This window comes from Colwellia sp. F1, assembly GCF_056238625.1.
On the sequence record NZ_JBWDLI010000006.1, the window covers coordinates 140,879 to 165,693 of the forward strand.

General features: G+C 40.8%; 17 protein-coding genes. 12 read left to right on the forward strand and 5 right to left on the reverse strand.

What is annotated here, in order from left to right; genetic code table 11:
* Positions 1-59 precede the first annotated feature (59 nt).
* The 4 genes from spoT to recG all read left to right on the forward strand — a co-directional run bounded on the left by spoT (position 60) and on the right by recG (position 5,572).
* Positions 60-2,168 carry a bifunctional GTP diphosphokinase/guanosine-3',5'-bis pyrophosphate 3'-pyrophosphohydrolase gene (spoT, locus tag AC0UA9_RS07615; RefSeq protein ID WP_475659091.1) on the forward strand — a complete coding sequence of 703 codons (2,109 nt, stop codon included), beginning with the start codon at positions 60-62 and terminating at the stop codon, positions 2,166-2,168.
* Between the two features lie 40 nt (positions 2,169-2,208).
* Positions 2,209-2,598 carry a RidA family protein gene (locus AC0UA9_RS07620; protein WP_475659092.1) on the forward strand — a complete coding sequence of 130 codons (390 nt, stop codon included), beginning with the start codon at positions 2,209-2,211 and terminating at the stop codon, positions 2,596-2,598.
* Between the two features lie 160 nt (positions 2,599-2,758).
* Positions 2,759-3,466 (forward strand): tRNA (guanosine(18)-2'-O)-methyltransferase TrmH, encoded by a 708-nt coding sequence (trmH, locus tag AC0UA9_RS07625; protein WP_475659093.1) that lies wholly within the window; start codon positions 2,759-2,761, stop codon positions 3,464-3,466.
* An 18-nt stretch (positions 3,467-3,484) separates the two neighbouring features.
* Entirely contained in the window at positions 3,485-5,572 is a 2,088-nt protein-coding gene (gene recG, locus AC0UA9_RS07630) for an ATP-dependent DNA helicase RecG (protein ID WP_475659094.1), read from the forward strand.
* Between the two features lie 59 nt (positions 5,573-5,631).
* Here recG and AC0UA9_RS07635 read toward each other — a convergent pair whose 3' ends face one another.
* From AC0UA9_RS07635 to gorA, 4 genes are all read right to left on the reverse strand, one after another.
* On the reverse strand, positions 5,632-6,054 hold the full coding sequence (locus AC0UA9_RS07635) for a hypothetical protein (protein WP_475659095.1): 423 nt from the start codon (positions 6,052-6,054) through the stop codon (positions 5,632-5,634).
* Positions 6,055-6,179: 125 nt separating this feature from the next.
* Entirely contained in the window at positions 6,180-6,872 is a 693-nt protein-coding gene (locus AC0UA9_RS07640; RefSeq protein ID WP_475659096.1) for a VC0807 family protein, read from the reverse strand.
* Positions 6,873-6,932: 60 nt separating this feature from the next.
* Entirely contained in the window at positions 6,933-9,713 is a 2,781-nt protein-coding gene (polA, locus tag AC0UA9_RS07645; protein ID WP_475659097.1) for a DNA polymerase I, read from the reverse strand.
* Between the two features lie 621 nt (positions 9,714-10,334).
* Positions 10,335-11,702, reverse strand: coding sequence for a glutathione-disulfide reductase (gene gorA / locus AC0UA9_RS07650; RefSeq protein WP_475659098.1), 1,368 nt, complete (start codon positions 11,700-11,702; stop codon positions 10,335-10,337).
* Between the two features lie 219 nt (positions 11,703-11,921).
* Here gorA and prlC point away from each other — a divergent pair, with 219 nt between their 5' ends.
* The 3 genes from prlC to AC0UA9_RS07665 are packed head-to-tail and all read left to right on the forward strand — an operon-like array spanning position 11,922 to position 15,553.
* Complete coding sequence (gene prlC, locus AC0UA9_RS07655; RefSeq protein ID WP_475659099.1) at positions 11,922-13,985, forward strand: oligopeptidase A; 2,064 nt, start codon at positions 11,922-11,924, stop codon at positions 13,983-13,985.
* A 3-nt stretch (positions 13,986-13,988) separates the two neighbouring features.
* Entirely contained in the window at positions 13,989-14,738 is a 750-nt protein-coding gene (locus AC0UA9_RS07660) for a DNA-3-methyladenine glycosylase I (RefSeq protein WP_475659100.1), read from the forward strand.
* The gene (locus tag AC0UA9_RS07665; RefSeq protein WP_475659101.1) at positions 14,738-15,553 is read left to right on the forward strand and encodes a class I SAM-dependent methyltransferase; all 816 of its coding nucleotides are present in this window, start codon (positions 14,738-14,740) and stop codon (positions 15,551-15,553) included. The genes AC0UA9_RS07660 and AC0UA9_RS07665 overlap by 1 nt, the downstream gene beginning before the upstream one ends.
* Positions 15,554-15,814: 261 nt before the next feature.
* On the opposite strand, the gene AC0UA9_RS07670 is transcribed toward AC0UA9_RS07665, so the two are convergent.
* Positions 15,815-17,005, reverse strand: a complete 1,191-nt coding sequence (locus AC0UA9_RS07670; RefSeq protein ID WP_475659102.1) for an ROK family protein — start codon at positions 17,003-17,005, stop codon at positions 15,815-15,817.
* Positions 17,006-17,271: 266 nt separating this feature from the next.
* Between AC0UA9_RS07670 and AC0UA9_RS07675 the strand changes: the two genes are divergently transcribed.
* From AC0UA9_RS07675 to AC0UA9_RS07695, 5 genes are all read left to right on the forward strand, one after another.
* Positions 17,272-18,291 carry a substrate-binding domain-containing protein gene (locus tag AC0UA9_RS07675; protein ID WP_475659103.1) on the forward strand — a complete coding sequence of 340 codons (1,020 nt, stop codon included), beginning with the start codon at positions 17,272-17,274 and terminating at the stop codon, positions 18,289-18,291.
* 11 nt (positions 18,292-18,302) lie between these two features.
* A complete protein-coding gene (locus tag AC0UA9_RS07680) occupies positions 18,303-19,274 on the forward strand; it encodes an ABC transporter permease (protein WP_475659104.1) in 972 nt (323 codons plus the stop codon).
* On the forward strand, positions 19,267-20,043 hold the full coding sequence (locus AC0UA9_RS07685; RefSeq protein ID WP_475659105.1) for an ATP-binding cassette domain-containing protein: 777 nt from the start codon (positions 19,267-19,269) through the stop codon (positions 20,041-20,043). Before AC0UA9_RS07680 ends, AC0UA9_RS07685 begins: the two co-directional genes overlap by 8 nt.
* A gap of 99 nt (positions 20,044-20,142) precedes the next feature.
* The gene (locus AC0UA9_RS07690; RefSeq protein ID WP_475659106.1) at positions 20,143-21,765 is read left to right on the forward strand and encodes a glycoside hydrolase family 3 protein; all 1,623 of its coding nucleotides are present in this window, start codon (positions 20,143-20,145) and stop codon (positions 21,763-21,765) included.
* Positions 21,766-21,919: 154 nt separating this feature from the next.
* Positions 21,920-24,517, forward strand: coding sequence for a TonB-dependent receptor (locus tag AC0UA9_RS07695; protein ID WP_475659107.1), 2,598 nt, complete (start codon positions 21,920-21,922; stop codon positions 24,515-24,517).
* Positions 24,518-24,815: the final 298 nt, after the last annotated feature.

Here is a 24,815-nt window from a genome sequence, read left to right on the forward strand (position 1 = left end):
CCGCAAAGCCACGTATTCTAATGCTATACCGCTATTTTAAAATTACTTGGGAGTGATAGGTGTATCTATTTGAACCATTAAAAGAATTATGCTCAACCTATCTATCAAAAGAACAGGTTGACCTACTACAACACGCCTATATTGTTGCCCGAGAGGCGCACGATGGCCAAATGCGTTCAAGTGGTGATCCTTACATCACTCACCCTGTTGCGGTCGCCCTAAATTTAGCACAAATGCGTTTAGACCACGAAACCTTAATGGCAGCACTACTGCACGATGTGATTGAAGACACGCCAGTAACCAAAGATGAATTAGCCGAATTATTTGGCCATACTGTGGCTGAATTAGTTGAAGGTGTTAGCAAGCTAGACAAATTAACCTTTGATAACAAAGAAGAAATGCAAGCGGAAAACTTCCGCAAAATGATCTTAGCTATGGTGCAAGATATTCGCGTTATCTTAATTAAGTTAGCTGACAGAACTCATAACATGCGCACTTTAGGCTCACTAAGGCCAGACAAACGTCGCCGCATTGCGAGGGAAACGCTAGAAATATACGCACCAATCGCTAATCGCCTTGGCATTCACGATGTTAAAAACGAATTAGAATTACTCGGCTTTAAAGCCCTTTACCCTATGCGCTCAAGGGCGCTTAAGTCGGCCGTAAAAAGCGCCCGTGGTAACCGCAAAGCCGTTATTGATAACATTCAAGAAGAAGCAGCCACACGTTTAAAAGAAAGCAACATTGCGGCAGAGATTGTCGGCAGAGAAAAGCACCTCTATTCAATTTATCGCAAAATGCTCAATAAAGAATTACTGTTTAACGAGGTTATGGACATTTATGCGTTTCGCGTGATTGTTGATGATAGCATTGACGACTGCTACCGTGCTTTAGGTGCCATGCATAACTTGTTTAAACCCATTGATGGCCGCTTTAAAGATTATATCGCTATTCCTAAAACGAACGGCTATCGCTCGTTACACACATCACTTATTGGCCCACACGGCATTCCAATTGAAGTACAAATACGTACCAGAGATATGGATCAAATGGCCGACAAAGGGGTTGCTGCTCACTGGCTTTATAAAGAAGGCGGCGAAAATTCTGATACCACTGCGCAAATGAAAGCACGCCGCTGGATGCAAAGTTTATTAGAGCTACAACAAAGTGCTGGCAGCTCGTTCGAGTTTATTGAAAATGTAAAGTCTGATCTGTTCCCTGAAGAAATTTATGTGTTCACCCCTAATGGGCGCATTATTGAGTTACCGGTAGGCGCAACGGCAATTGATTTTGCCTACGCTGTGCACACTGACGTGGGTAATTCTTGTGTTGGCGTAAAAGTTGATCACAAACCTTACCCTATGAGCCAACCGCTTGATTCGGGCCAAACCATTGAAGTGATCACGTCAGCAGCAGCCAGACCCAATGCCACTTGGCTTAACTTTGTTGTAACCGCTAAAGCAAGATTGCAAATAAGAACGTATCTGCGTAGCCGCGAAGAGACTGAGTCAAAAGCGCTTGGTGACCGCCTTTTACGCCATGCCTTAGGCAAAGTGAAACTTGAAGACATTAGCGCAGAAAAAATAGCGCAAGTGGTTGAACAAAGCGGCAATAAGTCATTCGATGCATTGCTCACTAACATAGGCTTAGGCAACGCCTTAAGTATTGGTATTGCGCGGCGTTTAACCGACGAATTTACTGAAGACAGTGAACTGCCTCCAGTAGCAAACAAAGCCAAAATGCCAATAAAAGGCACAGAAGGTATGTTAGTCACTTATGGTAAATGCTGTCGCCCTATTCCTGGCGACGTTATATTAGCCTACCTTAGCCCAGGTAAAGGTTTAATAGTGCATCAGCAAGGTTGTCGCAATATTAAAGGACATGAACCGGGCACATTATTTCCAGTAAAATGGGATAGCAATATAAACAAAGAGTTTATTGCTAAACTGCGGATTGAAATAGTTAACAACCAAGGTGCGCTAGCATCGTTAACCAGTGTTATTGCCAAATGCGGTTCAAATGTACACAGCCTAAACTCAGGTGAAAAAGACGCAGGGCTCTATGTTATCGACATAGAAATAACCTGTCGTGATAGAATTCATCTAGCTGATATTATTCGCAAAATAAAAGTGATGGTTGGCGTACAGCGAATCATTCGAATTAAATAAACTCAATCTACATATAAATATAGAAATAATAGGATATACAATGAAAAGCATTATCTCCACTGATCAAGCACCCAGTGCTATTGGCACCTATAGCCAAGCAGTTCGAGTCAATAACACGGTTTATTTGTCAGGACAAATACCCCTTATTCCTGAAACAATGGAAGTGATTGAAGGTGGTTTTAGCGAGCAAACCGAACAAGTTTTTAAAAACTTATCTGCAGTGTGTGAAGCTGCCGGTGGTACTATCAATAACATGGTTAAAGTCAATATTTTCATGACCGACTTAGACAACTTTGCCACAGTGAATGAAATTATGGCGAAATACTTTAAACAGCCCTACCCGGCTCGTGCCGCTATTCAAATTTCAAAATTACCTAAAAACGTTGATATTGAAATTGATGGCGTAATGGAATTACCAAGCTTACGCTAAAATGTTGGTTATAAATTAAAACTTATACCGCACTGGCTAGGCTACTTGTTAAAATGCTTATAACCCTTAGCTCAACGGACTTTAGCTGGCCAGTTTACCTAAATCTCGCGCATGATAAATCCCACACATTTAGCATGTTGACTTTACTATTTGAAACATTATGACACCAGAAAGACTGCAACGCATTAATACCATGCTAGATAAACGCCAACCAGACCTAACCGTGTGCATGGAAGGCGTGCATAAAACCCATAATTTAGCGGCAGTTGTGCGTACATGTGACGCCATAGGTGTAAGCGACGTGCATGCGGTATGGAAAAGCGATGAAGCTGAGGTTCGTGGCGGTAGCGCTGCAGGTAGTCAAAACTGGATTGATGTGCATAATTATCATCAAACTACCGACGCAATTGCGGTATTAAAAGCACAAGGTATGCAGATACTCGTTACTAATTTGTCTAATACTGCCATTGATTTTCGTGAAATAGATTACACTAAACCCACAGCAATAATTTTAGGGCAAGAAAAGTTTGGCGCCTCAAAAGCTGCCCTTGAATTGGCCGATCAAGATATTATTATTCCTATGGTTGGTATGGTGCAATCGCTCAATGTTTCTGTTGCTTGTTCAGTGGTACTGTATGAAGCTCAGCGCCAACGACAAATAGCAGGTATGTATAATCAACCGCGCCTAAGTAATGAACGACGTCAACGTGTATTGTTTGAAGGCGGACACCCCGTATTTGCACAGGCTTGCCAGCGTAAAGGCTTACCGTACCCCAGTATTGATGATAAGGGCAACATTATTGCAGGCGATGATTGGTGGCAAAAAATTCAAATGGATAAAAGTGCTTGGCAGCATAGCGATGATTAGCTGTTAGCACACAAAATCATGGAAGCATTAACGCAACTATCACAAGTTGCCCTGTCTACCCTTAAAGGCGTCGGACCAAGCATGGCAGCAAAGCTTGAAAAACTAGGCTTATTTTCAGTACAAGATTTATTATTTCATCTGCCACTGCGCTATGAAGACCGAACGCGTATTACTACCATTCGACATTGCTTACCTGGCACCCATACCAATATTATTGGTGAAATAACAAACAGCCAAATTACCCACGGTAAACGCCGTATGTTAGTGGTGACCTTAAACGACGGCACCGGTGATATTCAACTATGTTTTTTCAGTTTTTCAGCAAGCCTTAAAAACAGCCTCAATATCGGTCGAACAATACGCTGTTACGGTGAAATAAAGCGTGGGCCACGTGGTTTTCAAATTGTTCACCCTGAGTATAAATCACTTGATGATGACAGAGCCTTAACACCAACAGAAGAAACCCTCACACCAGTTTATCCAACCACTGACGGTTTAAAACAAATATCACTGCGAAACTTAACCGACCAAGCCCTTGTCCGATTGCAACGCGGCCAAGTAGAAGAGCTATTGCCGCCTCACATATTTGACGAACAATACTCCCTTGCGCAAGCGTTAACGATAATTCACCGACCACCACCCGAGGCGTCAACCAGCCAGCTTGAAAATGGTAAACACCCTGCGCAAATACGGTTAATAAAAGAAGAGTTACTCGCCCATAACCTAAGCATGTTAAAGCTCAGACAAAACAGTGATGTGCACCAAGCAGTCGCGCTTAATTTTAATAAAGAGGTAGAAGATGCTTTTTTAAAAACCCTGCCTTTTTCACCCACTAACGCGCAAGCACGCGTAGTCACTGAAATTAAGCAAGACTTAGCTAAAGCGCAACCTATGATGCGACTAGTACAGGGTGATGTGGGCTCAGGTAAAACGCTAGTCGCCGCATTAGCGGCCATCAATGCAATAAAGCAAGGCTTTCAAGTAGCGTTAATGGCACCCACTGAAATTTTAGCCGAGCAACATGCCATTAATTTTGCCCATTGGTTTAACCCGTTAAACATTACTGTGGGCTGGCTTGTGGGTAAAACCAAAGCCAAAGCTAGGCGCTTAGCATTAGCGCAAATAGAAAGTGGCGAAATGCAAATGGTTATTGGTACCCATGCGCTTTTTCAAGCCGATGTAACTTTTAACAAGTTAGTCCTTATTATTATTGATGAACAACACAAGTTTGGCGTACATCAGCGCCTCTCATTGCGTGAAAAGGGCGTGTTTGATAGTAACTATCCGCATCAGCTTATTATGACAGCGACACCAATTCCGCGCACCTTAGCCATGACTGCTTACGCCGATTTAGACACCTCAGTGATTGATGAATTACCCCCTGGGCGCACGCCAATTAATACGATTGCCCTGCCTGACTCTCGCCGAGACAATGTTATTGAGCGCATTCGCGAAGGCTGCATTAACGATGGCCGACAAGCTTATTGGGTTTGCACCCTGATTGAAGAGTCTGAAGTTTTGCAATGCCAAGCTGCTGAAGATACAGCTGTTCATTTACAAGAACAATTACCTGAGCTGAACATTGGTTTAGTACATGGCCGCATGAAAGCCGATGAAAAGCAGCAGGTAATGGACAGCTTTAAAGCCGGTGATATGCACTTATTGATTGCCACCACAGTCATTGAAGTCGGTGTAGATGTACCTAATGCGAGCTTAATGGTAATCGAAAACCCTGAACGCTTAGGTTTGGCGCAATTACACCAACTTAGAGGACGGGTAGGCCGTGGCTCAGTCGCCTCGCATTGTGTATTGCTTTATAAAGCCCCGTTATCAAAAACCGCCACCAAACGTTTAGCGGTACTGAGAGAAAGTAACGATGGTTTTGTGATTGCCGAAAAAGACTTAGAAATTCGCGGCCCTGGCGAGCTACTTGGCACAAGGCAAACAGGCTTAGCTGAATTAAAAATAGCCGACTTAGTGCGTGACGGCTATTTAATTAGCGACATTAAACAAAAAGCTTACTTACTGTCTCGACAAAATCCTGAGTGCGCCCAAGCACTTATTCAGCGCTGGCTAGGTAACAAAGAGCGCTATTCAAACGCATAAACGTGCTCGTTAGTATTGTTTAAATTGCTCAGGCATATTAACTATATTCGTTGTACTATTTACTTACGATACTCATATTTTACTTTTAAATCAGCACTTTTCCTACCATTGGGATTAATGTAGCGCGCTTTAGAAAGTTCAGAAATACTAATTATGAGTTCTGTGTCGCTAACCCAGTGTAGCTCAAGCCCTGTTTCCTCAGGACGCCCGTCAAAGGTAAACAGCTTTTCTGCGGTTAGCTTAGGGTTGTCGCTTTTTATATCAACACCACCAAAGAAGTCTGTTGTGGCTCCACCACAATCGCCAAGAGATATTTCAGCTATTTGTTTTCCGTTAGGGGAAGCGACAGACTTTACTACTTCATGATAGCAAGCAGATTCACAACCTTTGAGGATAAATGAAAAAGCAGCCCAAAAAACTACTAACACCCAAAAGGAATATCCACCAAAATTAAATAGGGCTTTCTTAATCACAGCACGCATTGGCTCTCCATGTACAACTACCACCCAAATAACGAGATAAGTGAAGTTAGTGACAATAGCAAGAAAGGACAATAAGCGACCAAAAAATCAAAAACAACTATTTTTCGTCCTAACTTAATTACTTTTTATTGCTCAACCATAAGCTCTGAAAAGCCATACCCTGTTAATGCTTTAATCACTTTAGCCACATAAACAAACAACCCTATTAGCATCAGCATTGAAGGAATGGCAATAACGGGGTAGCTCATTAACGTCATGTGACCAAGTTGCTCATTAAATGATACTGTGCCGGCTGGGCTGGTAACAAGCCACTTAGCCAACACGTAATTCATAACGGCTGAAAAAACAAAGGTTAACGCTAGTAATTTATTCGCAAACGCCATGCTTGTTTTAAATTCGTTCGTTTTACCTAATTCAGCAAGCTTACTATAGACCATGTCTACTTTGAGAATTGACTCATTTAGCAAAATTTTTGCAATTAATGGCTTGCCATACATACCTGATATAATGACGAATACCGCGATTAATGCCGGTATTGATGCTTCTTTTATCGCTAACCATTGAACATTTAATTCAAATAAAGCAATTCCGCCTGTTAATAAAATACTAAAAAAACCAAAGACAGAAATTAAGTTAGTTTCTTTGATCCTGATATAATCATAAATAGAGTAACAAATAGGAAAGGCTAAGGCGGTGATTAGCCCTAACACAACGCCTAAATCTTCAGGGCCTGAAAACTTCATCAGCAGCCAAGACGGCAGTGCTACATTAAATATTATTTCCAGTAGTGGTTTACTTTTAGGTTTTTCTGGTTTCATTGAACAATCTCTATTCATAATGGGTTGGTTAAGGTTTTACCGCTGTAATTAAGCATAACTCTAATGCGCTTCATCCCAGTTATCACCTATACCTGCTTCTGCAATAAGCGGCACACTTAATTTTACCGCATTATTCATCAGCGCAACCAGTGTATTAACCGTTTCTTCAACAATATCTTGATGAATTTCAAAAATTAACTCATCGTGTACTTGCATGGTCATTTTCACCCGGTCATCATTTTGTTCAGTTAGCCAAGCAGACACATCAAGCATGGCTTTTTTTATAATATCTGCCGCTGTGCCTTGCATAGGCGCGTTAATCGCTGCACGTTCAGCGGCCTTTCTACGCATACCATTTTTTGACTTGATTTCAGGTAAATATAAACGGCGACCATATAAGGTTTCAACATAGCCTTGTTCACTGGCTTGTTGGCGTGTGTCTTCCATATAAGTTAACACACCAGGGTAACGTTGAAAGTACTTGTCTTGATATTCTTGCGCTTGCTGACGCCCAATATTTAACTGTTTCGCTAAACCAAAAGCAGACATGCCATAAATCAAACCAAAGTTAATGGCTTTAGCACTCCGACGCTGATCGCTTGTTACCTCAGTTAAGGCAACACCAAAAATTTCAGCAGCGGTTGCCTTGTGAATATCTTTACCTTCACTAAACGCGGTTACTAGGCCCTTGTCATTCGACAAATGCGCCATAATGCGCAATTCAATTTGCGAGTAATCAATGGCAATAATTTTATAGTTTTTTGGCGCAATAAAGGCTTGACGAATTTTACGGCCTTGTTCACTACGAATTGGAATATTTTGTAAATTAGGATCGGTAGAAGATAAACGCCCAGTAGCGGTAACCGCTTGATGGTACGACGTATGCACTCGGCCTGTTTTTTCACTCACCATTAACGGTAGTTTGTCCGTATAGGTTGATTTTAATTTACTTAAGCCTCGGTTTTCTAAAATAATTTTAGGTAAGGGGTAGTCTAGCGCTAGCTCTTGCAATACCTCTTCTGCAGTAGAAGGTGCGCCTTTGGGCGTTTTTTTAATAACGGGTATTTTTAACTCTTCAAACAATATTTGCTGTAATTGCTTAGGCGAACTTAAATTAAAGCTTTTACCTGCCAAATTATGCGCTTCAATTTCAAGTTCATTTAACCGTTGGCCAATGCTGTGGCTTTGTTGGTCAAGTACGTCACAGTCAATTAACACCCCCGTTTGCTCCATCTTTGCCAGCACTGAAATTAACGGTATTTCAATGTCGTTAAACACACTTAATTGCCCTGGTAATTGCGCAAGGGCTGGAAAAATAGCTTGGTGTAAGCGCAGGGTAATATCGGCGTCTTCAGCGGCATAATGGCCGGCTTTTTCAATAGCTATTTGATTAAATGTTAACTGCTTAGCACCTTTACCCGCAATTTCTTCAAAACTCGCTGTTTTATAGTCTAGATATTTAAGCGCTAATGCATCCATGTTATGGCGTGTTGCTACACTGTTATAACAATAAGATTCAATCATGGTATCAAAGGCAATACCCTGCATTGTAATATCATAATGGCTTAACACATTAGCGTCGTATTTTAAGTTTTGGCCGATTTTTTTAATGTCTGTACTTTCTAATAATGGTTTTAACTGCGCTAGCACCCAATCTCGGTCTAACTGCTCGGGCGCACCAACATAATCATGCGTTAAGGGCACGTAAGCAGCTTTACCTACTTCTACTGCAAAAGATAACCCCACCAATTCAGCTTTCATGTAATCAACACTCGTAGTTTCAGTGTCGAAGGCAAAAGCCGTACTATTTTTTAGTTTATCTAACCAAGTAGTAAAGCTGGCTTGGTCAAAAATAGTGTCGTATTCGCAGTCACCCACGTCTACTGTTTCTATATCTGTTGTTTTGGCTGTAGTAGACGTTTTTACCGCAGTATTTGCTGCCGTCTGGTTACTTGTGTCGCTATTTTTTTCTAAATCAGCAAGTAAGCGTTTTAATTCAAACTCTTGGTAGAGCGCTGTTAGCTTTTCAATATCAGGCGCAGCTGGTTGTAATTGCTCTACACTTTGTTCTAATTCAACATCACACTTTATAGTCGCTAGCGAGTAAGACAGGGGTAATTGTGTCAGTGCTTCGCGTAAATTTTCACCTATTTTGCCTTTTACTTTATCAGCATTGGCAATCACTTCAGCTAACGTGCCATGCTCTGTTAACCATTTTACCGCTGTTTTAGGGCCGCACTTTACTACGCCAGGTATGTTGTCAACTTTGTCACCCATTAAGGCAAGGTAATCAATTATTTGCTCAGGGCGTACACCAAATTTTTCACTAACACCTGCTTCATCTAATTCTTCACCGCTCATGGTGTTAATTAAACGCACATGGGGCGTTACTAACTGCGCCATGTCTTTGTCACCGGTAGAAATTACGGTTTCAATGCCTTGCTCGCTTGCTTGTTTAGCTAACGTACCAATAACATCGTCGGCTTCAACGCCCGGAATAACTAATAAAGGTAAACCCATTGCACTAATAATATTATGCAAAGGTGCTATTTGTGTGCGTAAATCATCAGGCATGGGGGGGCGGTTTGCTTTATATTCAGGATATAAATCGTTACGGAACGTTTTGCCTTTCGCATCAAAAATAACAACAACATTGCCATTAGGGTAGTCTTTTTTCAAACTACGAACCATGTTTAATACACCGGTGATCGCTCCCGTTGGTTGACCGTCAGCAGTGGACAATGCCTGCAGGTAAGGCACATGATATGCGCGAAATAAATACGAAGAGCCGTCAACTAAAATAAGCGGCGATAAAGGTGATTTTTCTACCGAAGTTGTCATAAGAAATTTGTCTAAACTATAATATAGGGTAAGCATGCCACAAAGTGCTCTGCAGCTCTACTACGGTGTGATAATTGTCAAAAGCTGATTGTGGATAACTTTGTTAGTAAACACGGGGAGCTACCAGAAAAATATAAACCTTAGTTCTGGCGAAACAAATTAAACCTATGATTTTGTTAGAAAAAAGGTGGGGTAGCATTCTTTTTACACACAATGTTTTTAATTTCAACTTTTGTGGATAAATAAATTTGTTTTCGCTATTTTTTTGATTATATAACCAACAATCAAAAAATAACGTGCCAAGAGATTACCAGATTTTTACAACTTTACCAGTACAATATTTCACTTTTTTATTGTATTTATTACGGCTAAAAATAACAAAGAAATGTAAGCCTTGAGTAGCAAGACTTTCAACTTAGTCAAGCCAATTTAGGGGTAAAAAAAATATATTTCTCTTGACTCATTTTAGCAAAGTAGTCATCAATGGCTGTAACAGAGGTAATGAAAAAGTAGCTGCTGAAGATGAAAAGTAAACCGCCAAACTATGCTCGCAATATAGCTCGCATAGTTTGCTTGGTTTTGGTTGAATTTTGCGCTTATGTTATTAAGTGATTTTGTTGATTACATAGTGACAAACTCTTCTGCCGAAGTTGGGTGAATCGCAATGGTGTTATCAAAATCAGCTTTAGTGGCGCCCATTTTCATCGCGACAGCAAAACCTTGTAATAATTCATCACTTCCAAAACCTATACTGTGTAAACCAACAATTTTTTCATCTGCGCCAGTGCAAATCAGTTTCATGCGCGTGGGGTCACGGTAATCTTCTGTTATGGCTTGGTAAAGTGCAGTAAATTGTGAGTTATATACGGTGACGTTAGCTTCGCCATATTCAGCAATCGCCTCGTCTTCAGTTAAGCCGACGGTAGCAATAACAGGGTGACTAAATACCACGGTAGCAATGCCGGTATAATCTAAATGCTCATCGGGTTTGTTATTAAATAAGCGCTCACATAAGCGGCGACCCGCAGCAACGGCAACAGGGGTTAGTTGTGCACGACCGGTATTATCACCGACCGCATAAATGCCAGGCACATTGGTGTTTTGATATTTGTCAGTAACAATAAAGCCTCGCTCATCTAATTCAACGCCTGCTTTATCTAAGTTAATATTATCAGTGGCTGGCTCGCGACCAATTGCCCATACAAGCGCTTCAACTGGTCCAATAGCCTTACCATTAGTAAGGTGCACCATTAACTGCCCGTCGGCTAGTTTTTCAATGCGCTCTGGCGTGCTATTGTTATGTAGGGTTGGGCCATGTTTTGCCATTTGCTCTACTAAGGTATCGCTTAACATATCGTCAAAACCACGTAAGGGTTTTTCTTTTCTTACCAATAAGTGCGTTTGCGAGCCTAAACCATGGAAAACACCGGCTAACTCGACAGCAATGTAACCTGCGCCAATCACAGCCACCGACTTTGGTTGCTCTGTTAAAGCAAAAAAACCGTCTGAGTCAATACCAAATTCTGCGCCTTCAATTTGAGGAATTAACGGACGCCCACCGGTAGCAATAGTAATATGGTCTGCTGTGTATAAAGTGCCGTCAACCTCTACGGTATTTTTATCCACAAATTTAGCAAAGCCTTGAATTACCGTAACATCGTTAGCGTCAAACCCACGCTGATAAGCCGCATGAATACGCTCAATATAAGCTTCACGGTTTTTCACTAAGCGATCCCAATCAAAACCATTATTCTCTACTTTAAAGTCACCTAGGTTAAAACCATAGTCATGAGCATATTTTAACGCATCACTAATTTGCCCCGCGTACCACATAGCCTTTTTAGGAACACAACCAACATTCACGCAGGTACCGCCAATATATTTGGCTTCAATTACCGCCGCTTTTTTACCTAATCTTGCTGCTCTATTAGCTGATGCGATACCACCACTACCTGCGCCTATTGATAAGTAATCAAAATGTTGAGTCATAATGTCTTCCAAAAGTTAATTTATGTATGTTGGTTATGTACAGTTTTATACTGTTAGATCTGGGGATAAAATACAAATTTTCAATCATCATTTTTGCCAACATCCAATACAATTATTTACTAGCAGGCAAAAACTTGTGCGCGCATAAGATAAACGCCTCTTGAATATTTCATATTTGTCATCACATAGTTTAGTATTGTTCCTTTATTTATGCTTATTATGACTAATCCTTTATTACCACAAACTGTGAAAAATCTTGCTTTACCTGCTTTCTCAAAAATAAAACCTGAGCATATTAAGCCTGCGGTAGCGCAAGCAATAGCTGACTGTAAGGCAACTATTGAAAAAGTACTTGCAGCAAACAAAGTGTTCACATGGGAAAACCTCGTGCTTCCCATTGATGAAGTTGACGATGTGTTATCAAAACTATGGTCGCCAGTTTCTCACATGAATTCTGTCGTGAGCAGTGACGAACTACGTGATGCCTATGAGTCTTGCCTACCTTTATTGTCAGAATACGGTACCTTTGTTGGTCAACACCAAGGGTTATTTCAAGCATATCAAAGCTTAAAAGGCAGTGAGCAATTTAAGCAATTAAACACGGCACAGCAAAAGGCGATTACTAATGCCCTGCGTGATTTTGAGTTATCCGGCATTGCCTTAAGCGATAATGATAAAAAACGCTACGGTGAAATTGTTAGCCGTTTATCCGATTTAAGCTCTAGCTTTAGTAACAATGTTTTAGATGCAACCCACGCTTTTACCGTTAACATTACCGACGAAAAAGAATTGACTGGCTTACCTGCAAGCGCTTTAGCTGCTGCCAAAGCCTTAGCGGCAAGTAAAGACGAAACGGGTTATACGTTTTCGTTAGACTTCCCTAGCTACTTACCTGTAATGACCTATTGTGACAACCGTGACTTACGTGAAAAAATGTACAGTGCCTTTGTCACCCGCGCGTCTGATCAAGGGCCTAATGCCAATGAGTTCGATAACAGCGCCATCATGAATGAAACCTTAGCCTTGCGTCATGAATTAGCAAACTTACTTGGTTTTGCTAATTACGGTGAAAAATCACTAGCAACAAAAATGGCTAACAGTACTGACGAAGTCATGGGCTTTTTACAAGACTTAGCGGTAAAATCTCAACACCAAGGCGAGCAGGATATTAAAGAATTAAAAGAGTTTGCCAAAAGTGAGTATGCGCAAACTAATCTTGCAGCATGGGATCTCGCTTATTACAGCGAAAAACTAAAACAGAACCGCTACGCAATTTCTGACGAAGAACTCCGCCCTTACTTCCCTAAAGATAAAGTGGTTAGCGGCCTATTTATAGTAGTGAATAAATTATTTGGTTTAACAATTCAAGAGCGCGCCAATGTAGACACCTGGCATAATGATGTTAACTTTTATGATGTGTTTGACCGCACAGGCGAATTACGCGGCAGTTTTTATTTAGACCTATACGCCCGCGAGAAAAAGCGAGGTGGCGCTTGGATGGACGACTGTGTTGGGCGCACGCAATTAGCCGATGGCACTATTCAATACCCGGTTGCTTACCTTACCTGTAACTTTAACGGCCCTGTTGGCGATACGCCTGCACTTTTCACCCACGATGAAGTAGTGACGCTGTTTCATGAGTTTGGCCATGGTTTACACCACATGCTAACACAAATTAATGTTAGCGCTGTATCTGGCATTGATGGCGTACCTTGGGATGCGGTTGAACTACCAAGCCAATTTTTAGAAAACTGGTGCTGGCAGCCACAAGCATTAGCGTTTATTTCGGGACACTTTGAAACAGGTGAGCCATTACCACAAGCCATGCTAGATAAAATGTTAGCGGCGAAAAACTTTCAGTCTGCAATGCAAATGCTACGTCAATTAGAGTTTAGTATTTTCGACTTTACCATGCACGCTAATTACCAGCCTGATGCGGCAAACAATAGTGACTATATTCAACAAACTTTGAACCAAGTGCGTGAAAAGTATTCCGTTGTGAAAACGCCTGACTTTAACCGTTTTCAACATGGTTTTAGCCATATATTTGCGGGTGGTTATGCCGCTGGTTATTACAGCTACAAATGGGCTGAAGTATTATCTGCTGACGCTTTTGGGTTATTTGAAGAGCAAGGGATTTTTAATACCGACACTGGCAATGCCTTCTTAACTAATATTCTTGAAATGGGTGGCAGCAAAGAGCCAAGTGAATTATTTGAAGCATTTAGAGGTAGAGCCCCTGAAATATCGGCGTTATTACGCCATAGCGGTATTGAAGCATAACGCATGAGCACCAACACCACAGAAAAATTTAGCCAGTTATACCAACGCGCCGCCGACAGAAAAGGTGGCGTGCCGGCATTAGAGTTACTGCTTGGGCAAAAAATTGTTGGTAAAAAGTTATTAAGCGATGACGCCGCGACACAAAGCGTGGCGAAGCTCAGTGACGACAGAGTTTTATCTGCTTTTACCAAGCAAATCTTCAAATCGGGCTTTGTTTGGCGTGTGGTGGAAAATAAATGGCCAGACTTTGAAGAAAGCTTTTTCAATTTTAATATTGAAAAAGTACTGATGATGCCGGAAGAAATGCTTGAGAAGAAAGCCGCTGATCCTAAAATCATTCGTAATTACAACAAAGTTAAAACCATTCAAGCCAACGCGCAAATGATTTTCGAACACCAAACAACGCATAAAACCAGTTTTGCACAATTCATCGCCGACTGGCCGAGTAATGACATTATTGGCTTATGGGCGTTTTTGAAAAAGCACGGACAACGTTTGGGCGGTAATACTGGCCCTTATGCACTGCGCTTATTAGGCAAAGACACTTTTATTTTAAGCTCAGACGTTGAAGCGTATCTGAGAGCGCAAAAAATCATTGATGGCGGCTTACAAAGTAAGAAAAGTTTAACCGCTATTCAAACGTATTTTAACCAACTTCAGCAAGCGTCTGGTTACAGCCTCACGCAACTTAGTCGTTTAATCGCCTTTGCCAATGGCGATAACTATATGCATGTTCAGGTTGAGCAAGTCTAATGGATGATTTATCTAGCGCTGCCTCACCCTATGCACATATCGCCGTTGCCTACTGTGATACCATCGACAGTGATCGCTGCAAACTTATCGCCAAAAAGTGGCATTTAGCTTATATCGGCGATGCCGCTGCGGCAAGTAAGCAACCCCAATTACAGTTTTTATTGCAACTGAACCAACACGCATTAGAGCTATTAAAACTAGACGAGCCTAAACTCGGCGGCATTAACGTGGATTTTGTTGAAGGTGCCATGGCGCACCGCAGAAAATTTGGTGGTGGTAGAGGCCAAGATATCGCCAAAGCGATTGGGCTAAAGCACGGCTTCACACCGCATGTTTTAGACGCTACCGCGGGGCTAGGACGCGATGCCTTTGTACTAGCAAGCTTAGGTTGCCAAGTCACCTTAATGGAGCGTATGCCTATTGTGGCCGCTTTACTTGATGACGGGCTAGCGCGAGCAAAGCTTAATAGTGATGTGGGTGAAATAGCCAACAGAATGAAGCTAGTACATGCCTCGTCTATTGAAAACATGCCATTGGCCGAGCAAGTAGACGTGGTTTACCTTGACCCTATGTACCCACACCGTGCAAAGTCAGCCGCAGTTAAAAAAGAAATGCGCGTGTTTCAGTCATTAGTGGGTGAAGATTTAGATGCCGATGCCTTACTTGAGCCCGCCTTAGCACTCGCCAAGTATCGCGTTGTTGTTAAACGCCCAAGCTATGCACCACCGCTGGCTCACAAAAAACCAAGTACCTCAATAAAAATGAAGAAAAACAGATTTGATGTTTATGTAAAGCAGGCAATACCTAAGGAATAAAAAAGAATAGGATCTTGATTTAAAGTAATTAGTTGCTGCAACAATACATTGACAGATCGAGCGAGTCTAATGCCATTGGACGCCTTGCTAAAAGATAAGACTCTTGCATGAAGGTGTTTATGAATGACTGCTTGGAGCCTAAAGCCGGCATTGATACATTATTCCATTATTCCATACACTCTAAAAATTTAAATGAAGCCGTTTTTCAATAAGACTATAAAAGTCAGATAAGTTATTCAAGTAAACTCATGATGAAAGTATTTACTCCTCCCAATAAATAAATTTTTGCACTGGTTGTAAGTGGCTAACAGGTGGTAATGATAATGTTTGCATATTCCCCATTGATAAAGCTGCGTGTAAGGGCAAAGTGGCGGTTGCCTTTAAAGTTAATTCTTCAACTTGTGGCACTTTAATTATACGGACAACACTACGGTCTCCATATTGAGCGATAGAGGGAATATAAGGTCGAAGTTGGGTAATAAATTTATCTAAGAACCATGAGTCTACATCCCCGCCAATAATAATTGTTTGACAGTTAAGCAGAGTTTCTAATGAGTGTATCGCTATGCGCATCGGCTCAGCAGATTTTTCTAACCACTGCTCAAACTTCTTTGGATTGTGATAACAAAACTCCATCAAGTCTTTATGATTATCAAACCTCTTACCAAAGTGTGTTTGTAAAGAATTCAGTGAGGCGAAATCATTCAAGCGCCCTAGCTCAACGGTTGTTTCATCGGTTTCAGGCGTAACAAACATTTCACCAATAGCCCCGGTTAAACCGTTAGCGCCGAGTAATATACTTCGAGCATAAACAACCGCTGCTTCAACAACATCTGAAATATGTACACAAATAAAACTGTGTAAGTGCTTAGCTTCACCATATAGCATTTGATAGACGGCGCAAGCTGAAGCAGTATTTTCTGTCGCTATTGGTAGCGATAATGTATCTGTTAACGCATGTTTAAAGTCCATGCTTTTTTGATAGGTTGCTAGGTTATGCTCTTTTTCACTAACAAACGTAATACCCACACCAAGCAGTTGAGAAGGGGTTAATTTTGCTTTAGCCAATAGAATATTAAAGGATTCACTGACCACGGTTAACTCATTGCCTTGTCTGTACTCTGCTTGCATTGTTGCAATAGCAACACCTGTTAACGAAAAAATTCCCAGCTCTACCTTGTGTGAGAACATACGAATCGAAAAGCTATAACAACCTTCTCGATTGAGATCTAGCATTTTTGAAGGCTTGCCAACAGCACCTTCTTTTTTTATACCCATTTCGACCACTAAGCCATTATGGATCAATTCTTCCACCATATTAGTAATCGTTTGCTTGGTTAAGTGTGTACGCCGAGAAATTTCCACTCTGGAAATTGGCCTTTGAGTTACTATTTCTGAAAGCACTAAACGCAAGTTTAAGACTTTATTTTTTTTTGAATTTGAGCCTTTCAAGTGAGCATACACCTATGTGAAATTAATTGTAATCATGACTATTGTACGTACTTTAAATTATAAAGTACCGTTTGTTAAAAATTTTGATCTATTTCTCCCTAAAAACATTAAGTCAAAACATTTGACTTAATGTTTTTTATCTTTAATATAGTGTTTATTAGACAATCAAATCAGACTTCTTTATGACACTACCAAGTAATTTTCATGGTTGTAATAATTACAACTTAATAAACAAAAGCATTGTGCTTGCCTTGGCGCTTTTGAGCATGTTTTTCACATCTCCATTATTAGCCATTGACTTTAACAGTATTACAAATGCAGATAAATCAGAAAATATTACTTTATCTGCACAACAAGTCGCGCAATTAAAAACTAAAAAGCTAACAGCAGCATTAGTTTGGCATGGTTCTAGCTCTTGGGTTAGTGCCGTTAACCAAGGGGCTACAGAAACTTTTTCAGAGCTTGGTATAAATGTTGCTGCGGTGACCGACGCACAGTTTGATCCCGCTAAACAAGTAGCCGACTTAGAAAATGTTAGTGCACTCAAACCTGATATCATTTTGTCACTTTCTGTTGATAGTACCAGTACTAAGAATAGTTACCGTAATGCGATTAGTAATGGCGCTAAATTAGTCTTATTAAGTAACCCTATTGAAGGTTTTGTTCACCATAAAGATTATGTCGGCATCGTTACCGATGACATGTTTGGTATGGGGAGAGCCGCAGCAGAGTTAGCCATTGATGCATTAAGTCAATCAGATTCTGGTAAATTAGGCATGATTTATCATGATGCCAAGTACTTCATTACTAACAACCGAGATAGCGCATTTAGAGAGGCCTTAAGTTCAGCTCCCAATATAGATATTGTTATCGAGAAAGGGTTTGTTAAAGAAAGTGATACGAGTAATATTGCCGCAGCAATGGTACTAAAGAACCCAGAAATTGAAGCTATTTATGTTTCATGGGACAGTGCAGCTGAAGGGGTAATAGAAGCATTAAGATCATTAGATAGACCTGATATTAAAGTAATCACCCATGATTTAGGGGTAAATAACTTATTAGATATGGCAACCAACAGAAACTTATACGGCACAGTCGCCGATAGACCTTATGACATTGGCGCAACTATGGCTAAGTTAGGTGCGTTGGCAACACTTGGAGAACCAGCAGCCCAAGTCACCATAGTACCTTTTGATAAGGTCACTAGAAAAAACATTACAACGGCATGGCTAGAAGCATTTAAAAAGCCTTTACCGAAGTTATTAACGCAAGCATTACAACAGTAAAGGATCCCCTTATGAGTGCTAAGATGTTATCACTAAACCAAATGAAGCAATTTGCTTTACAACGAGAAGCGTTTATTTATTATATTTTCTTCTTTGTTTTATTCTTTTTCGCGGTCATCTTACACGACACGGCTTTTTTAACCTTATCCAACTTTATGAATATTGTTAAACAAACCGCGCCGTTAACTATTATGGCAGTAGGCTTAACCTTTGCTTTAGCGGTAGGCCATATCGATTTATCTATTGGCTCTGTTGTCGCATTAAGTGCATTAGTTGGTGCATTATTATTACAGCACACAGGCATTCCACTCGCGGTTTTAGGTGCGCTTTTAGTGGGGGTTACCGTCGGTTTAATTAATGGCTTACTTATTGAGCGGCTGCAAGTATCTTCGCTACTTATTACCTTAGGTACCATGGGGATAATCACCGGTATTGCGAGGCAATTAACCAATTTAGAGTCAGTTCCTATTATTAATCCAGAGTTCACCTATTTATTTGGCTCAGGCAAAGTATTAGGTATGCCGATATTACTACTGTGGACCATAGTGATTGGTGGCTGTGCTTATATTATTTTGAAAAAACTTGCTGCAGGAAGACATCTTTTAGCCGTTGGCGGCAACCCTGCAGCAGCAAGAGCGATGGGGATAAAAATCACAAAAATACGCGTTTATGCGTTAATTGCCTCATCAACAGCAGCCGCATTAGCAGGCTTACTTTATGCAGGACGTTTACATGGCGCTCGCTACACCTTAGGCGAAGCTGATTTATTAACGGTTATTGCAGCAGTAGCCATTGGTGGCACGAGTTTATTTGGTGGCAGAGCTTGCATTGTTGGTGCCATTTTAGGCACCTGGTTAATGGGCATAATTAACAATGGCTTAATTCTCTCAGGTTTTTCAACGAATGAGCAAATGATTACGCGCGGTATTATTTTAGTAGTTGCGGTGGCTATTGGTGTTAAAGAGGTACGGAATAATGGTTAGATCAGCATTAGATCAAGTTGCTTTAGAGCTTAGCTCAATTAAGAAAAGTTTTGGCGGCGTACATGCACTACAAGACGTGACTTTTACCATAAATAAAGGCGAGGTTGTGGGTTTATTAGGCGACAATGGCGCTGGTAAGTCGACCTTAGTTAAGTGTATTTCAGGTGTACACGCACCTGACGGCGGTGATATTAAAGTTAACGGTAAATCTGTTTATATTAGTTCACCTGAAGATGCCCGTGCTGCCGGTATAGAAACAGTATTTCAAGATTTAGCAATGATTCCAGAGTTTGATATTGTGCAAAACTTATTTCTCAATAGAGAGATTAAGCATAAAAACCCGGTTCTGCGCTGGTTAGGCTGGCTTGATACTAAAGCAATGACTAAGAGAGCAAGGAAATCTTTAAATCGCTTAAATACCCGAATCCCCTCTTATAATGAGCAAATTCATAACTTGTCGGGCGGTCAACGACAAGCAATAGCCATTGCAAGAGCGGTAAATTGGGGCGCTGATATTGTTATTATGGATGAACCCACTGCCGCACTTGGTGTTGAACAAAGCGCGCAAGTAAATGAGTTGATCAAGGTGATTAGCTCACAAGGTGTTGCCGTACTATTGATCAGCCATAACATGCAGCATGTCGTCGAAACTTGTGATCGCGCCGTTGTTTTATATCAAGGTCGCTCTGTTGCCGACGTTGCAGTGCCTGACGTAACTAAAGAAGATTTAGTTGGTCTTATCACTGGCGCTAAAGAAATAGCTGCTTAGTTACCATAGTTTTCATCTAAAAATTACATTGCGAGCCTGATTAATCATATGATACTCGCGATAGGGCTTCACTATGCCTAAGGGCCTAAGGAATGTGAAATGAGTTACCTGAAAAAAATTGAACAACTTATCCCAACGTTAACTGTGGAAGAAAAAGTAGGTCAACTTTTTGTATTGGCTTTCGCCGGACAAGATAATGAGTATGCGCTCGATTTAGTAAAAAACATGCACGTTGGTGGCTTCTATTTAACTGATGACAATGCACACACGTTAAAAGAAGCGAGCATCTTGTCAGGGCAATTACAGAACCAAGCGGCCTTACGTGCTTGTGACGCGCCTTTATTATTAGCGGCAGACCAAGAAGGTGCTTGGGGGATCTTAACCAAAGAAACTGATTTAGGCCCTGGTAATTTAGCGCTAGGGGTAGCAAACGATGTCAAGCTAACCGCCAATATGTATCAAGTGTTTGCAGAGCAAATGCAAGCGATAGGTTACAACACGTTACTATCGCCTTGTGCTGACGTTAATAGCAACCCAAACAATCCAATCATAGGCCAACGCGCTTTTGGTGAAACACCTAAACATGTCGCCCAACATGTCGCTGCTGCGGTGCAAGGTATTAATCGCACCGGAAATATAGCCTGTGCTAAACATTTTCCCGGTCATGGTGATACCGCAACAGACAGTCATCGTGCTTTACCTGAAGTGGCTAAAAATATAGATCAATTACTAAGTGAGGATCTACCTCCTTTTATTGCGGCTATCAATAATGATGTTGGCATCATTATGACCGCGCATATTAACTACCCAGCAATTGATGCCCAGTACCCAGCAACCCTTTCTAAAAAAATATTAACTAACGTATTAAAAGAGCAGCTTGGATTTAAAGGGCTCATTATTACCGATAGTATGAATATGTGGGCGATGAGAAAAAACTACTCTCCCAGTGAAGCGGCTATTCTTGCACTCAAAGCAGGCGCTCATTTGATTATGCTCAGTGAAGAGCATTATGAAAACGAAACAACACCTTACAAGCAAATACAACAAGAGACTATTACCGGTGTCGTTGCTGCAGTACAACGTGGTGAGCTTAGCTTGGCTCAAATTGACGAAACATTAAAACATGTTTTGTGTTTTAAATATCAAAAAGTTAGCGATAAGACTTTCACAAGTAATGCGTCAACGAATGCGAGTAAAAATACGGCTAAAAAATCTGCTCAGCAGGCGATTAAAATACTTAAAAATGATAAGGGGCTTTGGCCATTAGGGCAAACTGATTTCTACTTTACCTGTGCTGTGAACCCTACCAGTTATGAAAATCTAGTCAATAGTCGTGGTATTGGTCCTAATGATGCGGTTCCGGCAAGCCAAGTCTTTCATCAACAATTACAGCTGTCAAAAGCAAACATGATTTACCTGCCCTATGAAGAGTTTTCTCAAGTGTTACAAGGCAATAAAACACTTGATATAAAATGCCCACTTGTCATATTGACTGAAGATTACCCCCTACCAGGAGAGTCTTTTCCTTTGCAAGAGCAGCTACAGCGTATCGAACAAGCTCAGCGCTTATTTGCAAAAAATCTAATGGTTTTAGCGCTTCGTTCAGATTATGAGTTTCAAGAATTAAACCAAAAAAATGAAATAAGTACCTATATTTGTGCTTACTCAAGTCGTTCAGTTAGTGCTAAAGAGCTTGCAAAACGAATTCTTGCAAAGAAATAAAAATTTTAAAGTAAATTGTTCTAAATAATTGGTTGACATTTAGTCAAAATGATTGATTATTAAATTAGTAAAAACAATTTACATAATATTTTAAATTAACTTAAAAAAATTTCACCACAAAAATAAAAACTACAACAAGTAAGAGGATAAAGGTATGTCATTAAAGTTCGCTGATATAATTAAAAACAACACCGCGATGCGCTTCATTTCATTTAGCACAATTGCATTAACCGGCGCCATGAATAATGTCTCTGCAGCTGAAACTAAAGAGAACAACCTAACAGATACCAGCAACATAGAAATCATTGAAGTCAAAGGAATAAGAGGCAGTTTAACTAAAGCGTTAAATACCAAACGATTTAGTGATTCTGTATTAGATTCAATTTCTGCCGAAGATATTGGAAAATTCCCTGATAAAAACATCGGTGATGCGATGCAACGAATTCCAGGTGTTACAGTTGTTAGAACATACGGTGAGGTAAACGGTGTTACGATTCGAGGTACTGCACCTGAGCATAGTATGGTGCTTCTTAATGGGCAAAATGTTGCGAGTGTTGGCTGGTTTGATTTAGGTGGCATAAACCGTAGCTTCAATTTTGAAATGTTAGCATCCGAGCAAATTTCTGGCATGGATTTATACAAGTCAGTAGAAGCAGATGTTAACGAAGGTGCTATCGGCGGTACGGTTAATCTACAAACTCGTAAACCACTAGATCTAGACTCAGGTACCATTTTTGCTTCTGTTGAGGGCGCATACCACAAAAACGCTGAAGACTGGAGTCCGGCTTATTCAGCATTAGGTAGCTGGAAAACTGACGATGAAACATTCGGTTTATTAGTAGCTTACTCAAATGAAGAGTCTAAAGTATACCGTGAAACCTTATCTAGTTTTGGTACGCCTAGCACTAGCCTCACTGCTGATAATGGTGCATCTCACAACTCTTATGGTGCAATGTCATCGATTGTATTTGATGAAGACAGAGAACGTACAAGTACGCAATTAACCATGCAATACGCCCCGTCTGATAATCTATTAATGAGCTTGAATTACAATTTATTTGAGTTAAATAATGACCATAATAACACAGCAATGTTCGGTATAGTTGGCTTTGGTACACTCGATGGTAACTCTATTACAACAAACAACGCTGGCGTACTTACGCGCGGAACAACGAACGGTGCTAGTGGCGCAGGATTACCACCCTTATTTAATAATACGGTTTTACGTAAGCCTGAAATGCAAACCGATGCGCTCAACTTTACGCTAGAATATATCGTGAATAATTGGTCAATTGGTATCGTGGCAGGCAGTTCTAGTGCTGAAGGACGCACATTACAGAGCAGTACGTGGTGGGGTGACACGGACAATGCCGCTAATGGCGGTTATACCTATGATGTAGCAGGCGCACTTGAAATTATTCCAACCAATTCAGACTATCTAAAAAGCCATGATAATTTTGATATTTTTCAAGAGTTTACCTATATAAACTATGTGCGTGATAACGATATTGATTATATTCAATCTGACATTTCTTATCAGCTTGATAAAGGCATACTTACCACGCTTGATTTCGGCTTAAAATATCAAAGCCAAACCTTTGCCTCACGTGGTGATTATCGTGATGTCGACGTAAATAAAGCAATCGCTGACGGTTTAACACTGGCTGATTACAATGGTGGCTTTGCTACCGGTCTACATAGTAAAGAAGGACGCACTGGCAGTTTGTCGGCATTTCCAGTAGCTAGCAGCGCAGGAATATGGGATTATGCCCAGCAGAATCAAGCTGATACCACCACAACGTTAAGTCAGTTCTCAATTGAAGAAGACATTACCGCATTCTATGTTAAGGGTAGCTTTGAAGGTGATGGTTTTCGCGGTAACGTAGGTTTACGTTATGTTGATACTGATGTGTTATCAAAAGGCAGTATTGATGGCGTGCCTTCAGAAGGGAAGAAAGACTACAATAACTTTTTACCCAGTGTAAATATCGCCGCAGATATTTCTGACGACCTTATTTTCCGCTTTGCTGCAGGCTCTACTATCTCGCGCCCTGACTATGATGCGATGCAAATGGCGGAAACCATTTCCGTGAGCTTTGGAACAGCCACTGTCGGTAGCCCTAACCTAGAACCATACAAAGCTGACCAATACGACATTGGCTTAGAGTGGTACTTTAATGATGCTTCAATTGTTGGCGCAACCTTCTTTATTAAAAATATCAGTGACTATATTGAAACAACCTCTGCAGTAGAACCTTATGACGGATGCTCAGAGGCTTGTTTAGTTACTCGTTCTCGTAATGTCGGCACAGGTGCCGTAACAGGTCTAGAGTTACAAGTGCAACATGCCTTTGACAATGGTTTTGGTGTACAAGGTAATTACACCTATACCGATAGTGAAGTGACAAACTCAGCGGGTAAAACAGTTCCACTAAATGAAGTATCAAAAAACTCATTTAACCTTTCAGCTTACTATGAAGACGATAACTTTAGTGCACGCTTAGCGTATAACTATCGTGATGAGTTTATGCGTCAATACAATAACAGCGGTAGCGGAAGCGTAAATGATGCTTACAGCCAGCTAGATGCTTCTATCATTTGGCATGCTATGGATAATCTTGATATCTCTCTTGAAGCCGTAAACTTAACCAATGAAGCATTGGTGTTACGCCAACCTGACTTTGGCAATGTAATTCACAGTATTGATGAATTTGGTACTCGCTACTACCTTGGTGCCAGCGTTAAGTTTTAATCAAACAAAGATGTTCATCGTATACCCTCTTCTCATATGACAGGTTTGACACGTTCCTGTTATATGATTAGTTATCGTTTACCTTACTGGCAACAGTGAAATTAAACGATTTACATGTGGTAATGGACTACCACTTTAGGCCGAGCCAGATTTGTTTAAATCTGGCTTTTTTATGTTTACTGCCCTTCTTCTATTTAGTTAACCTTTTAGCGTTCTCGTATTTTAATCATACGGGGATCAACTGAAGTGCTTGGATATTGGTTCTCTGCTTGGCGTCGCGGTGGCGACTGCACAAAAA